The sequence below is a fragment of the Bradyrhizobium sp. CSS354 genome, assembly GCF_029051725.1.
Taxonomy (GTDB): Bacteria; Pseudomonadota; Alphaproteobacteria; order Rhizobiales; family Xanthobacteraceae; genus Bradyrhizobium.
Map to the genome: position 1 here is coordinate 647056 of NZ_JAACFU010000001.1, position 14716 is coordinate 661771.

Annotated in this window: 15 protein-coding genes; 7 read left to right on the plus strand and 8 right to left on the minus strand. The window is 63.6% G+C overall.

All coding sequences use genetic code 11. From position 1 onward, the window contains the following. Window positions 1-129: 129 nt before the first annotated feature. From GWG67_RS03085 to GWG67_RS03115, 7 genes are all read right to left on the minus strand, one after another. Window positions 130-1188 (minus strand): YeiH family protein, encoded by a 1059-nt coding sequence (locus GWG67_RS03085; protein ID WP_275167670.1) that lies wholly within the window; start codon window positions 1186-1188, stop codon window positions 130-132. Between the two features lie 148 nt (window positions 1189-1336). Further along, window positions 1337-1516: a hypothetical protein gene (locus GWG67_RS03090; protein ID WP_275167671.1), complete on the minus strand. Its 180-nt coding sequence runs from the start codon at window positions 1514-1516 to the stop codon at window positions 1337-1339. 203 nt (window positions 1517-1719) lie between these two features. After that, window positions 1720-2430 (minus strand): ABC transporter ATP-binding protein, encoded by a 711-nt coding sequence (locus GWG67_RS03095; protein WP_275167672.1) that lies wholly within the window; start codon window positions 2428-2430, stop codon window positions 1720-1722. Next, window positions 2427-3182 (minus strand): ABC transporter ATP-binding protein, encoded by a 756-nt coding sequence (locus GWG67_RS03100; RefSeq protein ID WP_275167673.1) that lies wholly within the window; start codon window positions 3180-3182, stop codon window positions 2427-2429. Before GWG67_RS03100 ends, GWG67_RS03095 begins: the two co-directional genes overlap by 4 nt. A gap of 2 nt (window positions 3183-3184) precedes the next feature. Continuing rightward, the gene (locus GWG67_RS03105; protein WP_275167674.1) at window positions 3185-4204 is read right to left on the minus strand and encodes a branched-chain amino acid ABC transporter permease; all 1020 of its coding nucleotides are present in this window, start codon (window positions 4202-4204) and stop codon (window positions 3185-3187) included. Beyond that, entirely contained in the window at window positions 4201-5103 is a 903-nt protein-coding gene (locus tag GWG67_RS03110) for a branched-chain amino acid ABC transporter permease (protein ID WP_275167675.1), read from the minus strand. Before GWG67_RS03110 ends, GWG67_RS03105 begins: the two co-directional genes overlap by 4 nt. 87 nt (window positions 5104-5190) lie before the next feature. Next, window positions 5191-6450: an ABC transporter substrate-binding protein gene (locus GWG67_RS03115; protein ID WP_275167676.1), complete on the minus strand. Its 1260-nt coding sequence runs from the start codon at window positions 6448-6450 to the stop codon at window positions 5191-5193. A 168-nt stretch (window positions 6451-6618) separates the two neighbouring features. Between GWG67_RS03115 and GWG67_RS03120 the strand changes: the two genes are divergently transcribed. The 4 genes from GWG67_RS03120 to GWG67_RS03135 are packed head-to-tail and all read left to right on the plus strand — an operon-like array spanning window position 6619 to window position 11317. After that, window positions 6619-8112, plus strand: coding sequence for an AMP-binding protein (locus GWG67_RS03120; RefSeq protein ID WP_275167677.1), 1494 nt, complete (start codon window positions 6619-6621; stop codon window positions 8110-8112). Further along, complete coding sequence (locus GWG67_RS03125) at window positions 8109-8756, plus strand: TetR/AcrR family transcriptional regulator (RefSeq protein ID WP_275167678.1); 648 nt, start codon at window positions 8109-8111, stop codon at window positions 8754-8756. Before GWG67_RS03120 ends, GWG67_RS03125 begins: the two co-directional genes overlap by 4 nt. Next, window positions 8753-10663: an NAD(P)/FAD-dependent oxidoreductase gene (locus GWG67_RS03130; RefSeq protein ID WP_275167679.1), complete on the plus strand. Its 1911-nt coding sequence runs from the start codon at window positions 8753-8755 to the stop codon at window positions 10661-10663. The genes GWG67_RS03125 and GWG67_RS03130 overlap by 4 nt, the downstream gene beginning before the upstream one ends. 18 nt (window positions 10664-10681) lie before the next feature. Then, window positions 10682-11317 (plus strand): 2-hydroxychromene-2-carboxylate isomerase, encoded by a 636-nt coding sequence (locus GWG67_RS03135; protein ID WP_275167680.1) that lies wholly within the window; start codon window positions 10682-10684, stop codon window positions 11315-11317. Window positions 11318-11326: 9 nt separating this feature from the next. On the opposite strand, the gene ald is transcribed toward GWG67_RS03135, so the two are convergent. Beyond that, window positions 11327-12442, minus strand: coding sequence for an alanine dehydrogenase (gene ald, locus GWG67_RS03140; RefSeq protein ID WP_275167681.1), 1116 nt, complete (start codon window positions 12440-12442; stop codon window positions 11327-11329). Between the two features lie 133 nt (window positions 12443-12575). Between ald and GWG67_RS03145 the strand changes: the two genes are divergently transcribed. From GWG67_RS03145 to GWG67_RS03155, 3 genes are all read left to right on the plus strand, one after another. After that, the gene (locus GWG67_RS03145; RefSeq protein WP_275167682.1) at window positions 12576-13055 is read left to right on the plus strand and encodes an Lrp/AsnC family transcriptional regulator; all 480 of its coding nucleotides are present in this window, start codon (window positions 12576-12578) and stop codon (window positions 13053-13055) included. Window positions 13056-13206: 151 nt separating this feature from the next. Continuing rightward, window positions 13207-13698 (plus strand): (2Fe-2S)-binding protein, encoded by a 492-nt coding sequence (locus GWG67_RS03150; RefSeq protein ID WP_275167683.1) that lies wholly within the window; start codon window positions 13207-13209, stop codon window positions 13696-13698. Beyond that, the gene (locus tag GWG67_RS03155; protein WP_275167684.1) at window positions 13695-14711 is read left to right on the plus strand and encodes a xanthine dehydrogenase family protein subunit M; all 1017 of its coding nucleotides are present in this window, start codon (window positions 13695-13697) and stop codon (window positions 14709-14711) included. Before GWG67_RS03150 ends, GWG67_RS03155 begins: the two co-directional genes overlap by 4 nt. The last annotated feature ends 5 nt before the right edge of the window (window positions 14712-14716 follow it).

The window sequence follows — 14716 nt, forward strand, 5'->3', positions numbered from 1 at the left end:
GCTCCCGCTTACGGGATGACGGTCTCGTAGGGTGGGCAAAGCGAAGCGTGCCCACCACTTTTGTACGCGCGACGAGATGGTGGGCACGGCGCTTCTCGCCTTTGCCCACCCTACGGCACCTAGCTTCGATCACTTGAACCAGTGCACCAGTGCGATGCTGATGCCGAGCAGCAGCAGCAGCGACAGCGTCACGGCCGCCGTCACCCGTCCGCCGACATTGGCAAGCACCTTCACATCGACGCCGAGGCCAAGCGCGGCCATCGACACCACTGTGAGAAAACCCGTGATCCGCGTGATCGGGGCAACCACCGTGGACGGCACGATCTCGAGCGAGCGCAGAGTCGCCAGCGCAAGGAAGCCGAGGATAAACCACGGGACCAGGCGAAAGAAGCCGACATTGGTCTTCTTGGCTTCGCTGTGCCAGCGCGAGGCCGTCAGCGAGAGGCCGACGACCACCGGCCCGAGCATCAGCACGCGCATCAGCTTGACCAGCGTGCCGATCTGCGTCGAGACGAGCCCAGCCGGCACCGTCGCGGCCAGCACCTGAGGCACGGCATAGACGGTGAGGCCTGCGAGGATCCCGTATTGCGTGGCCGATAGCTGCAGCAACGGAATCAGCAGCGGCAGGCCGAGCACCATCATCACGCCGAGGATCGCGGTGAAGGAGATCGAGGATGCGATCTCGTCATTGTTGGCGCCGATGATCGGCGCCACCGCCGCAATTGCCGAATTGCCGCAGATCGAGTTGCCGCAGGCGATCAGGATCGAGAGCCGCGTCGACAGACCAAGCAGGCGGCTGATGCCGAAGGAGACGCTGAGCGCGATCACGACGACCGCTGCGATCGAGGCCAACAGCGCGACGCCCGACGCCGCGATCGCGGCAAAGCTGATCGAGGCCCCCAGCAGCATGACGGCGACTTCGAGCAGTTGCTTGGCGCTGAAGGCGATGCCGGACTGCCAGCGCGGCGCGGGTTTCCAGAAGCTGCGCACGGCCATGCCAAGCAAGATAGCCATCACCAGCGCCTCGACATAGGGATGTTCGAAGACGCCCAATTCCGCCCGTTCAAGCAGGGCCGAAACGCCGGCCACGGCGATGCAGAGGAGGATGCCGGGAATCAGCGCGACGATGCGGCTGGTGGCCGTGGTCGGCTTAGCGTCGGCCGGGCTGGATGCTTGATTCTGCGACACAAATCTCTCCCAGAGGAGAAGGATTTATACGCAGCGCCAGCCGATTGGGAAATAAGTTTTCGCATATCAGAGCCGAGGGAAGTTCTATCCTCAGCCCGGAATAATCCGGCTCGGAAGGTCAGGCGCCCTTTAGAAGATCAGGCGCGCCTTAGAAGATCAAGCTCTTGGCCAGTGAGGCAACGCGGCTGAAGCCGTCATAGACGCCGGGCTCGAAGAAGGCCGCGCGCGCCAGCACGATACCGGCGACCAGCGACCAGAACAGGCCGGTGCCGAGCCGCAACAGCAGCTTCGACCCGCGCGAGCGCGGCTGCGTGTCCGTTGCGGACACCAATTGCTCGCCGAAAGGCTCAAACCTGGTGCGTTCCATAGCAGTCAATCCATCAAATTCTGAATGGAATGTCGTCGTTTCAGCCCGAAACGGCAATGGAAGCGATTGGCGTATTTGCCCCTCGACGGGGAAACTCCTTCCGTCCATTAGACCCGGGGCAACAGTTTTCTTCTTTTGGCCTATTTGGACACTGGCGGCTCCGCCTAGAGGGCCAGATAACGTCGCCGGATCGTCTCGTTGGCCTTCAGCTCGTCGATCGCGGCGGCATAGACGATCTGGCCCTTGTCGATGACAGTGGCATGGCTCGCCAGCCCCAGGCAGAAATGCATGTTCTGCTCGGCGATCAGCACGGTCGATCCGAGCTTCCGGAGTTGCCGCAACAACTCGCCGATCCGCTGCACGATGATTGGCGCGAGACCCTCGCTCGGCTCGTCCAGCAGCAGCAGTGCAGGATTGCCCATCAGCGTACGCGCGATCGCGAGCATCTGCTGCTCGCCGCCTGACAGGCGCCCGGCGATGCGGTGGCGCAGCGGCTCCAGCAGCGGGAAGACTTCGTAGATGCGCTTGATGGGCCATTCGTCCTGGCCCTCCGGTCCGCGCTTCCGGCCGATGACGAGGTTGTCCTCGACCGTATGCTCCGGAAAGATCTGGCGGTCCTCCGGCACAAAGCCGAGGCCGGCGCGCGCGATATGGTGCGGCTTGCGGCCGGAGATCACCGCGCCGCGCAGGCTGATTTGACCCCGTCGCGGCGGCGCCAAGCCCATGATCGCCTTCATGGTCGTCGACTTGCCTGCGCCGTTGCGGCCGAGCAGTGCCATGGTCTCGCCCTGCCGCACCGCGAGCGCGACGCCGAACAGGATCTGGCTTGTGCCGTAGTAGACATCGAGATCGGCGACTTCGATCACAGCGCTCATGCGGCGGCTCCCGCATGCTCGGTGCCGAGATAGGCCTCGATCACGGCACTGTCATTGCGGATCTCGTCGGGCCTACCGTTCGCGAGAATGCGGCCGTAGCAGAGCACCACGATTTTCGGTGCGATCTTGAACACGATGTCCATGTCGTGCTCGATGAAGACCACGGTGATCTTTTGCGTCTCCCAGAGCTCACGCACCTTGTCAATCATGCGCCAGCGCTCTTCCGGGCCCATGCCGGCGGTCGGCTCGTCCAGCAGCAGCACTTTCGGTTCGAGCACCAGCGCCAGCGCGATGTCGAGCAGCTTCTGGTCGCCATGCGACAGGGTCGCAGCGGTGCGATTGCGTTTGCCGGCGAGACCCAGCAGCTCCATCACGTGCTCGGCGCGATCGCGCGTCTCGGGCAACGGAAAGCGCTTGTGCAGCACCGCGGAGGTGCGCTGGTCGGCGCTGACCGCGGCGAGCATGGTCTCCTGCACCGTCAGCGATTTGAAGATGCTGGCGACCTGAAACGCCCGGCCGATGCCATGGCGGACGATCTCCGGCGGCGAGCGGCCGGCGAGATCAACGCCGTCGAGCAGCACCTCTCCGGAATCCGGCTTCAGCGCCCCGGTGATCAAATTGAAGAAGGTGCTCTTGCCCGCGCCGTTCGGGCCGATCACGGCCGTGAGCGAGCCGTCGGGAAAGTCGAGAGAGACGTCGTTGGTCGCTTTCACACCGCCAAAGGATTTTGCGAGGTTGCGGATTTCAAGCATGGCTAGCGCCCCTCGCCCGCATCGCGCCGGTGCGTGTACCATTCGGCGACGAAATCCAGCAGGCCTTTGCGCAGGCCCAGCGCGAAGAACAGGATGACGACGCCGAGCACGATGCCGTGGTATTCGGTGAATCGCGTGACTGTGTCGTTGAGCAGCAGCAGCAGTACGGTCCCGACCATCGGCCCGAGGAAGGTCGAGACGCCGCCGAGCATGTTGATGAAAATGCCCTCGCCCGAGATGGTCCAATAGGCGAATTCGGGATAGGCGCCGGAGACGAACAGCGCCATCACCATGCCGCCCATCGAGGCAAACAGCGCCGCCAGCACGAACACGGTGAGCTTTGCGCGCCAGACGTCGATGCCGAGGAAGCTGGCGCGCGCAGCGTTGTCCCGGATCATGCGCAGCGTGTAGCCGAAGGGGGATTGCGCGATCTGGCGCATTGCCAGCAGGCCGAGGACAAGGAGCGCACAGCTCACGACATAGAGATCGACATGATTGGCGAGATTGATGCCGAGGAAAGCGGGACGCGGAATGCCGCCGCGCAGGCCCTGGTCGCCGCCGGTGAAGGAGGCCCAGGACAGGATGGTCGAGTGGATCAGCATCTGGAACGCCAGCGTGACGAAGGCGAAGTAGATCTCCTTCAGCCGGACGCAGATCGCGCCGATAACAGCTGCGACGAGCGCAGTGATCGCCAGCGTCGCGACGAACGCGACCGGAATGGGTACACCGAGCTTCTGCATGATCAGGCCAAAACTGTAGGCGCCGAGGCCGAAGAACATGCCGTGACCGAACGAGGTCAGCCCGGTGTAGCCGACCAGCAGGTTGAGCGAGGTCGCGAACAGGCCATAGGCGGAGCAGCGAATGACGAAATCGAGCAGCGCCTTGCTGTCAGTCAACAGCGGCAAAGTGGCCAGCACGGCGAAGGCGATCAGCGCGATCAGGACATCGCGATAGCGTTGAAGCGCGGAGACGCTGCGCACCGGCGCCAGCCTGTCGGCGCGCCCGGCCTCCAGCTCGGTCATGCCGCCTCCTTGCCGAACAGGCCGGTGGGCTTCGAGACCAGCACGATCACCATGAACAGATACATCAGGCCTTCCGTGAACAGGGGAAAGCCGAGCGAGCCGAACGAACGGATCAGGCCGAGCAGCAACGCACCAACCAGCGCGCCCACAATCGAGCCCATGCCGCCGATCACGGTGACGATGAAGGATTCGATCAGCACCGAGAATCCCATGCCCGGGGTCAGCGAACGCACTGGTGCGGCGAGCGCGCCGGCGAGGCCGGCCAGCATCCCGCCAAGCGCGAACACGCCGCCGTAGATCAGACCGGTGTTGATTCCGAGCGCGGATACCATGCCGGGATTGTGCGCGGCGGCGCGGATCACCTTGCCGATGCGGCTGCGCGAGAGCCCAATACCGAGCACGATCGCCGCGACCAGCGCCACGCCGATCAGCAGCAGATAATAAGGCGGCACGACGCCACCCGCGATGAACAACGGCATCACCTGGAACGCCGCGGGCATGCCCATCGACCTGAATTCCGGCCCCCAGATCAGCCGCACCACATCATCGAAGATCAGCACGAAGGCGTAGCAGACGAGCAGCTGCATCAGCACATCGGCACCATAGACGCGGCTCATGAAGACGCGCTCGAAGATCAACCCAAGGACCGCGGTACCAGCTGCACCGGCAAGCATCGCGAGTGCAAAGCTGCCCGTGAGCTGATAGGCCGTCATCGCGAAATAAGCGCCGAACATGTAGAAGGCGCCGTGGCTGAAATTGACGATCTTGAGCACGCCAAAAATTAGTGTCAGCCCAACCGCGACCAGGAACAGTAGCATGCCGATGATGAGGCCGCTGGTGGTTTGCGTCACCAGGCAAGCGGAGCTGGAGAGGCAGCCGGCAAGCGCGTCGAGATCCACGGGGGCACTTTCATTGTCGTGCGCCGATCCCGGCGCGGAGAGCTAAACGGAGACGGAGGCGATCGCTCGCCTCCGTCGCGCGGGCGATCAGGTGTAGCCCTTGCTCTTCTTCCACTCGGCCTCGAGCTCGAAGATGGTCTTCCAGTCGCCGGCCTTGACCTCGGGGACATAGGGCTCCTGCGGGATCGTGGTCCCCCAGCCGATGGCGTAGCCAACGAGGGTGTGATCGTCGCCGCGCATGGTCACGGTGCCGTCGGCGCCGAACGGGCACTTGATGGTGAGGCCCTTCAAGACCTCGGCGATCTTCTTGCCATCGGTTGAATTGGCCTTCTTCGCGGCTTCGGCGAGGAACATCACCGCGGTGGCGTTCTGCCACGACCAGTTGGTCGGATATTCGTTGTACTTGGCCTTGTAGGCGTCGCCCCAAGCCGCATTTTCCGGCGTGGTCGGGAACGACTTGATGTAGCGGTTGCCGGAATGGATGCCCTTGGGCAGGTTCTTCACCACGGTGAGCGCGGTGTAGTCGGCCATGTTGACCGCGAACACCTCCATCTGGCCGAACATCGCGTAGATGTTAGCCTGGTCGATATAGGAGGTCAGATCGCCGCCCCATAGGCAGGAATACAGCGCCTGCGGCTTGGCCTGCAAAATCTTGGTCACCACTTCGGTGTAGTCGGGCTGGAACAGTTTGGGCCAGGACTCGCTGATGATCTCGACATCCGGCGCGAAGCGCTTCAGGTACAGCGTGAACTCGCCCGTGGTGTCGCGGCCATAGGCATAGTCGGGCGAGCAGGTCGCCCATTTTTTCAGGCCCTTGGCTTTCGAGATCGCAGCCGCATAGCTGCCGCCGACGATGGAATCGTGGATGCCCTGGCGCACGCAGCGGAACGCGTTCGGGACGTGCTGCTTCGGATCGGCCGTCAGCGACGACGCTTCCGAGCAGGTGTGGACACAGAGCACGCCGAGATCGCGCGCCACCTCGTGCACCGCGAACGATCCGGACGAAGCCTCGCCGTCGATCAGCCACTCGCAGCCGTCAGTGTTGACGAGTTCGCGCGCGACGCGGGCAGCTTCCTGCGGCTGGCCCTTGGAGTCGCGGATCACCATTTCGATCTGCCGCCCAGCGAGCCCGCCGGCTGCGTTGACCTTGTCGACCTCGAGCATCACCGCGTTGCGGGACGACGTGCCGAGCTGCGCGACCCGGCCCGACAAGATCGTCGGCATGCCGATCTTGATGGTCTTGGCTTGTGCGCGCGCCACCCACGGCGCGGCAACACTCATCGCACCGGCGCCCATCAGCGCCAATGTTGAACGGCGGCTGATGCCCGGCGTGCGGGTTCTCGTCATTTTTCCCTCCCTCTGTCGGGTCGGCGTGTCCTGATCCCAGCCGGAGATCTCTCGTCTCCGTGTTCCCAAGGATTTCAGAGGCAGGGGGTGACGTCAAGCCGAATATGAATTATGAGTCAGAATTCATTATACAGGAAACGGCGCCGGCATCGGCCCAAAGCCCGCAAAATGATCAACCTGTCGAGCTTCGTTGCCTTTCATGCCCGGCGCACGCCGGACCGGCCTGCGCTGAAATATCGCGGCGAGGAGATCTCCTATGCGGTCCTCGACGCGCGCGTGTGGAAGGTGGCCGGCTGGCTCGCGGCACAAGGCATCGGCGCCGGCGACGTCGTAGCCGTGCTGATGAAGAACAGTGCAGCCTTCCTGGAACTCGTCTTTGCCACAAGCCATCTCGGCGCGGTGTTTTTACCGATCAACTTCCGCCTCTCGCGCGATGAGGTCGGCTACATCACTGGCGATGCCGGTGCTCGCCTGTTGATCGCCGATGAAGAATTGGCTGTGAATGCCGCTGGAGCGCGAATTGTCATACTCGACGAGGCAGCACAGCAGAGCGTGACGTGCCTCGCCGGCGACTCTGCGGCCGCGCCGATGAACGTCCGCCAGCCGTCCGACCTGATGCGTCTGATGTACACCTCGGGCACCACCGACCGCCCTAAGGGGGTGATGCTCAGTTACGATAATTTCTACTGGAAGTCGGCGGACCAGACGATCGCACTGGGCTTGAGCGCGGAGACGCGCCTTCTCGTCGTCGGCCCGCTCTATCACGTCGGCGCGCTCGATTTGCCCGGCATCGCCGTGCTCTGGCATGGCGGCTTCATCCATATCGAGCGCTCTTTCGAACCGGAGAGCGCGCTTGCGGCAATCGCGGAAGACAAGCTCAATGCCGCATGGTTCGCGCCTGTCATGACCACGGCGATGCTCACCTGCACGACGCGTAACCGCTACGACGTGTCGAGCCTGAAATGGGCGATCGGCGGCGGCGAGAAGACGCCTGAACTGCGTATCCGCGCCTTCTCCGATTATTTTCGCAATGCGCGCTACATCGACGCCTACGGCCTAACCGAGACCGTCGGCGGCGACACCTTCATGGACGCCGGCCGCGAAATCAAGAAGATCGGGTCCACCGGGCGCGCCATTGCTCACGTCGAGATCGAGATCCGCGACGAGGACGGCAACAAGCTGCCGCCGAACGTCAATGGCGAGATCTGCCTGCGCGGGCCGAAGATCATGCGCGGCTATTGGAAGGATCCGGAGAAGACTGCGTCAGCCTTCTTCGGCGAGTGGTTTCGCAGCGGCGACGTCGGCTATCTCGACGACGACGGCTTCCTGTATTTGACCGACCGCAAGAAGGACATGATCATCTCCGGCGGCGAGAACATCGCATCCTCCGAGGTCGAGCGTGTCATCTACGATTTGCCCGAGGTGCGCGAGGTCGCGGTGATCGGCCTGCGCGATCCGCGCTGGGGTGAGCGGCCGGTCGCGATCGTCGTGCTGGCCGAAGGCGCGAGCCTCGAGCTCGCGGCCCTCATCGAGCATTGCCAGTTACGGCTGGCGAGCTTCAAGGTACCAAAACAGCTCATCATCCGCACCAGCCTGCCGCGCAATCCGTCCGGAAAAATTCTCAAGCGCGTGCTGCGCGCTGAACTGGAGACCGTGGCATGACGCGAGGCCCCGCCACCGAGAAAGTCACAAAGCTTAACCGCGTCGAGCGCAACGCCTGGACCAAGCAGAAGATCTTCGAGGCCGCCACGAAAATCGTCGGCAAGCACGGCTATGCCGAGGCCTCCGTTGCGCGCATCACCGAGGAGGCTGGCGTCGCGCAAGGTACCTTCTACAATCATTTCGAGAACCGTCAGGAGCTGCTCGACCAGCTGCTGCCGAAGATCGGCTTCGACATGGTCGAGTTCATCCGCGCCCGCACCGGCACGGCGGATGCAGCACGGCAGGAGATCGCGCGCTTCTCCGCCTTCTTCGACTTCATCCGCGAGGTCCCGGAATTTCTGCGCATCCTCAACGAGGCCGAATTCTTCGCACCCCACGGTTACCAGAAGCATCTCGACAACATCTCGGTCGCCTATGTCCGCATTTTGCGTCGCGCGCGACGTTCAGGCGCGATCGAGAATTACAGCGACGAGGAGTTCGAGGCCATCGTCCACATGCTGATGGGCTCGCGCGGCTATCTCAGCCGCCGCTACTCCTATTCCGCCGATGGTGTCACCGCTGTTCCCGACCACGTCATCTCCGCCTATCGCAAGCTGATGACGCGCGGCCTCTTCACTGCATCCGGAGATCAAGACACGCCATGAACATCGAATCTCCGCACAAGGCGATCGACCTCACCTCGGCGATTGCAGAAGGCGACATCCGCTGCCTGCTGATGGTGCTGGTGCACATGACCGGCGACGAGCGGTGGCTGGAGCCGCCCTATCTGCCCAAGCGCGACATCCGCCTCATTCCGGATCCCGAAGCCGGCGTGCCCCGGGAAATCCAGGATGAGATCCGCGCCGCGGTGGTCAAGCTCTTTGCCGACGGCACGCCCAAGCCCGTGATCACCGATCCCGGCGAGGAGCTATTGCTGAAGATGATGCGCGCCTGTCTCGGCGAGAATGTCTCGCCGGAATATGCGCCCCTGATGCGCGAGGAGATGGGTTTCGTGCCGCGCGAAACGCGCTGGACCAAGCGCCCTTCAGACCAACAACTCGCCGAGCAGCATGTGCTGATCGTGGGTGCCGGCGTCTGTGCCATCGCGCTCGCCGTCGCACTCGGCCATGTCGGCATTCCCTACACCATCGTCGAGAAGAATCAGGAGCTCGGCGGCACCTGGTGGATCAACCGCTATCCAGGTTGCGGCGTCGACACCCCAAACCACTCCTATTCCTACTCCTTCGGCCCGGGCAATGCATGGACCCGTTACTTCTGTCAGCGCGAGGAGTTGCATGGATATCTGGTCAAGGTCGCCAACGAATACGGCATCCGCAAGCATCTGCGCGTCAACACCGAGCTGACCTCGTCGCATTGGGACGAAGGCAAGCGGCGCTGGATCTCGACGCTCAGGACCGAGAATGGCGAGGAAACGTTCGAATCCGCCGCGCTGGTCTCGGCGATCGGCCAGCTCAACGATCCCTCTCGTGCCCGCTTCAGGGGCGAGGAAGATTTCAAGGGAACGATCCTGCACTCCGCGCTGTGGTCCGATGACATCAAACTCGACGGCAAGCATGTCGCCGTGATCGGCACCGGCGCGACATCGATGCAGCTCGTGCCGGCGATTGCCGACCGTATCGCCTCGGTCACGATCTATCAGCGCAGCGCGCAATGGGCGCGGCCGGTGAAAGGGTACGCCGACCCCATCAGCGAAGGCGCGCGCTGGCTGCTCGCACATCTGCCCTTCTATGTGCAATGGTATCGCTTCAACATGTTCTGGCGCTATGGCGACGGGCTATTGCCCTTCCTGCGCAAGGACCCGGCCTGGCCGCATCCGGAACGCGCCGTCAACAAGGGCAACGACCGGCATCGTCAGGAACTGACCGATTTCATTCGATCGGAATTGAAGGACCGACCGGACCTGATCGAAAAATGCGTCCCGACCTATCCGCCCTATGGCAAGCGCATTTTGCTCGACAACAACTGGTTCAAAACCCTGACGCGCCCGAATGTCGAGCTCGTCACCGAGGCGATTCATCATTTTGAACAGAGCGGCATCGTCACCGCGGACGGCAAGCATCGCTCCGCCGACACGATCGTGGTCGCCACCGGCTTCAAGGTCACGGAGATGGCCGCGCGCCTCAACATCAGCGGCCGCGACGGCAAGGATTTGCGCGAGGCCTGGGGCAACGACAATCCGACCGCGTTTCTCGGCCTTACCGTCCCCGGTTTTCCCAATTTCTTCTGCATGCTCGGCCCCAATTCCGGTCCCGCGCATGGGGGCAGCGTCATCTTCCAGTCGGAATGCCAAAGCCGCTACATCTCCGCCTGCCTCGCCGCCATGATCGAGCACGACGTCGCCGCGATCGATCTCCGCAAGGAAGTACTGGACGACTACGTCCAGAAGGTCGATGCCGAGCACGAGGCAATGATCTGGACTCATCCCGGCATGAGCACGTACTATCGCAATTCGAGCGGCCGCGTGTTTTCCGCGATGCCCTGGCGATTCGTGGATTACTGGCGCATGACGCATGATCCGGATCTGCGGCAGTACAAGCTGACGAAGGCGTGAGCTAGGGAGGGAGCTGTCATGCCGAAGCCCCACGTGCGCATCTACACTGACTACAAGAGCCCCTACGCATTCGTCGCCAATAAGCGTCTGTTCGAACTCGAGGAGACGCACGGCGTCGAGCTCGAATGGCTGCCCTATACGCTGCGCGTTGCCGAATTCATGGGGACCGTGGAAGAGCGCACGCCGCATTTCTGGCGCAAGGTCCGCTACGCCTATATGGACGCCCGGCGCTATGCCAATGCGCAAGGGCTCGTCATGAAAGGGCCCCGGCGGATCTACAACGCGTTCTATTCCAGCGTCGGCATGCTGTTCGCCCAACAGCACGGCTTCTTCCGGCCTTATCACGACACGGTGTTTCGTCGGTTCTGGAGCCATGAGCTCGAGATCGACGATCTCGCCGCAATCACCGACGTCATCACGTCCTGCGGTGGCTCAGCCGGTGAGTTCGAAGCCTACGTCCACGGCCCTGCCCGCGCCGAACACGACCGCATCATCGACGAGGCCGAAGCGCTCGGCGTGTTCGGCGTCCCGAGCATGGTGTTCAACGGCGAGCTGTTCTGGGGTGGCGACCGCATCGACATGCTGATCGAACGCATCAAACATCCCGAGACGATCGAGGCCGCGCTCGGCAGCCGCCATCGCAAGCCGGTGTGAGCAGCAACACTACGCCGCCAGCCCACTCTCGACCGGAGCAAACTCCAGCCCGAGGCTTTCGGCCACCGCCTTGTTGGCGATGCGGCCGCGATACACATTCAGCCCGTTGCGCAGATGTGGATTTTCCAACACCGCGGCAAAACCCTTGTTCGCGAGCATCAAGCCGAACGGCAGCGTCGCGTTGTTCAGCGCCTGACTCGACGTCACCGGCACCGCGCCGGGCATGTTAGCCACGCAATAATGCACGATGCCGTCAACCAGATAGGTCGGATCGGCATGCGTGGTCGGGTGCGAGGTCTCGAAGCAGCCGCCCTGATCGATCGCGACGTCGACCAGCACGGCGCCCGGTCGCATCGATGTCAACATCGCGCGCGTGACGAGCTTGGGCGCACTCGCGCCCGGCACCAGCACCGCGCCGATCACGACGTCGGCAGCGAACACCTCCTCCTCGACCGACTCGATGGTGGAGAAGCGGGTGCGCACGCGCCCGGCAAAGAGATCGTCAAGCTCCCGCAACCGAGGAATCGAACGGTCGATCACGGTGACTTCGGCGCCAAGGCCCGCGGCCATGCGGGCGGCTTGCGTTCCCACCACGCCGCCGCCGAGCACGACGACCCGCGCCGGCTGCACGCCGGGAACGCCGCCCAGCAGCAGCCCGCGGCCGCCAGCCGAGCGCTTGAGCGCGGCGCCGGCAGCCTCGATGGCAAGGCGGCCGGCGACTTCGCTCATCGGCGCAAGCAGGGGGAGGTGACCGGCCGCGTCGGTGACGGTTTCATAGGCGATCGCAGTGCAGCCGGAGGCAAGCAAACCCCGGGCCTGTTCGGGATCCGGCGCGAGATGGAGATAAGTGAACAGGATCTGGTTTTCGCGGAGCTGGGCCCACTCGCTTTTCTGGGGCTCCTTCACCTTCACGATCATGTCGGACTTCGCGAAGATGTCGCGAGCGTTTTCGGCTATGATGGCCCCTGCCCGCCGGTAGACTTCGTCGGAGGCGCCGATGCCGCCGCCCGCACCGGTCTCAACCGTTACCTCGTGCCCAGCCGCGACATATTCGCGGACCGCACCGGGGGTGAGCCCGACGCGATATTCCTGCACTTTGATCTCCTTGGGCACACCGACGCGCATCCTGGGCTCCTTTTGATTCACCTCATGATTGTAGCGGGGTGCCCGGTTTGGTTTCGTGCAAATATCCGCTAGCTTTGGCCTCACTGCGCCGGCTTCCGGCGCGCAAACGCCCTTTCACGCTGGAAACGAAACTTTGGCCCTCGACCGGAAAGATCTCGCCATCCTCGCGGAACTCACGACCAATGCGCGGGCCAGCCACACCGAGCTCGCCAACAAGGTTGGCCTGTCCAGCACCGCGCTCGGGCGGCGGCAGAAGGCGCTGGAAGACGACGGCTACATCCAGGGCTATCAGGCTACGCTCGACCTCGCGCAATTCGGCCTCACTACCACGGTGCTGGTCCGTATCGCGCTGGAAAGCCAAAGCGACGAGGCGTTAAAGGCGTTCGAGGCGGAGGTGGTGAAATGCCCGTCCGTCGTGCGCTGCTTCCTGATGTCGGGGACCGACGACTACATCCTGATCGTGCTCGCCCGCGACATCCAGGATTTCGAGCGCATCCACCGCATGGAGCTGTCGCGCCTGCCGCGCGTTGCGCGGGTACAATCGAGCTTCGCGCTCCGCGAGGTTGTCAACCGCGCCGTACCGAATGTGGTGTTTGGCGAAGCAAAGCGCTGATCGCAACCTCTCGGAAAGGCGAACTACCGGCAAGTGGACTCAAAAGGAACCAACCGGCCGGTGGTCCGTTGGGCGCTATTGGCCGGCGGAGGCGTGCCCCCGCGTCAACACGGCTGACGTCCGGCACGGTCGCCGTCGCAGGGAGCAGGACATGGGCGATGTCACGCATCAGATTTCCGAACGAATCCCGATCCATCTTGTCGTCAACGGCGTCAGTCACACGCTCGATCTCGTGCCATGGACCACGCTGCTCGACGCCTTGCGGGACCATCTTGCGCTGAGCGGCACCAAGAAGGGCTGCGACCATGGTCAGTGCGGCGCCTGCACGGTGCTGGTGGATGGCCGGCGCGTCAATTCCTGCCTCACGCTCGCCGTCATGAAGGACGGCGCCGAGATCACGACCGTCGAAGGTCTTGCCAAAGACGGCGCGCTGCATCCCCTCCAACAGGCTTTCATCGACCATGACGCCTTCCAGTGCGGCTATTGCACGCCGGGACAAATATGCTCGGCGGCCGGACTGCTCGTCGAAGGCCATGCCCACGATGCCGACGAGATCCGGGAGCTGATGAGCGGAAACCTCTGCCGCTGCGGCGCCTATCCGAACATCGTCGCCGCCATCCAGCAGGCAATGGGCCAGCCATGAACAACTTTCAGTACGCCCGAGCCACTGATGTCGCCGACGCGATCCGCCTGCTCGCCGCCGATCCCGGCGCCAAACTGATTGCCGGGGGCACCAATCTGATCGACCTGATGAAGGAGAATGTCGAGCGCCCCACCCGGCTGATCGACATTTCCCGCCTGCCGCTCCGCAAGGTCGAGGAGACCCCCGACGGGTCCTTGCGCATCGGCGCCCTGGTGCCGAACTCGGACCTCGCCTACCATCCATTGATCGAGCAGCGCTATCCCCTGCTCGCCAGCGCCATTCTGGCCGGCGCCTCGGCGCAACTGCGCAACATGGCGTCGGTCGGCGGCAATCTGATGCAGCGAACGCGCTGCGCCTATTTCTATGACACGGCCACGCCCTGCAACAAGCGACATCCCGGCAGCGGCTGCTCGGCGATGGACGGCCTCAACCGCAACCATGCGATCCTGGGTACGAGCGCCGCCTGCATCGCGACCAATCCATCCGATATGAGCGTGGCGCTTGCCGCGCTCGATGCGCTCGTGCACATCGCCGGCCCATCCGGCGAACGCACCATCGCGCTGACCGATTTCCATCGGCTGCCCGGCGACAAGCCTCATGTCGATACCAATCTCGGCACCGGTGAGATCATCACGGCGATCGAGCTGCCGCCGCGCGGCTTTGCTCAAAACTACAGCTACCTGAAAATTCGCGACCGGATGTCCTATGCTTTTGCTCTGGTCTCGGTTGCCGCCGCACTCGAATTGGAGGGCAACGCGATCGGCGGGGCACGCGTGGCGCTCGGCGGCGTGGCTCACAAGCCCTGGCGCAGCCTCGAGGCGGAAGCTGCGTTGCGCGGCCAGGCCGCGACGCCCGATCACTTCTCACACGCCGCGGATCTCTTGCTTCAGGGAGCAACGACCCGCTCGCATAACGGCTTCAAGGTCGAGCTCGCACGCCGCGCCATCGTGCGCACACTGACACAGGCGGCGAATGCCACGCCGCAATCCCAGGCTCACAAGAAGATCGCGTGAGGACC

What these genes read in the sequence shown, in the direction of transcription:
- GWG67_RS03130 (WP_275167679.1), top strand. Translation starts at nt 8,753, where the DNA reads ATGAACATCGAATCTCCGCACAAGGCGATCGACCTCACCTCGGCGATT.
- GWG67_RS03155 (WP_275167684.1), top strand. Translation starts at nt 13,695, where the DNA reads ATGAACAACTTTCAGTACGCCCGAGCCACTGATGTCGCCGACGCGATC.
- GWG67_RS03125 (WP_275167678.1), top strand. Translation starts at nt 8,109, where the DNA reads ATGACGCGAGGCCCCGCCACCGAGAAAGTCACAAAGCTTAACCGCGTC.
- GWG67_RS03105 (WP_275167674.1), bottom strand. Translation starts at nt 4,204, where the DNA reads ATGACCGAGCTGGAGGCCGGGCGCGCCGACAGGCTGGCGCCGGTGCGC.
- GWG67_RS03135 (WP_275167680.1), top strand. Translation starts at nt 10,682, where the DNA reads ATGCCGAAGCCCCACGTGCGCATCTACACTGACTACAAGAGCCCCTAC.
- ald (WP_275167681.1), bottom strand. Translation starts at nt 12,442, where the DNA reads ATGCGCGTCGGTGTGCCCAAGGAGATCAAAGTGCAGGAATATCGCGTC.
- GWG67_RS03115 (WP_275167676.1), bottom strand. Translation starts at nt 6,450, where the DNA reads ATGACGAGAACCCGCACGCCGGGCATCAGCCGCCGTTCAACATTGGCG.
- GWG67_RS03120 (WP_275167677.1), top strand. Translation starts at nt 6,619, where the DNA reads ATGATCAACCTGTCGAGCTTCGTTGCCTTTCATGCCCGGCGCACGCCG.
- GWG67_RS03150 (WP_275167683.1), top strand. Translation starts at nt 13,207, where the DNA reads ATGGGCGATGTCACGCATCAGATTTCCGAACGAATCCCGATCCATCTT.
- GWG67_RS03095 (WP_275167672.1), bottom strand. Translation starts at nt 2,430, where the DNA reads ATGAGCGCTGTGATCGAAGTCGCCGATCTCGATGTCTACTACGGCACA.
- GWG67_RS03100 (WP_275167673.1), bottom strand. Translation starts at nt 3,182, where the DNA reads ATGCTTGAAATCCGCAACCTCGCAAAATCCTTTGGCGGTGTGAAAGCG.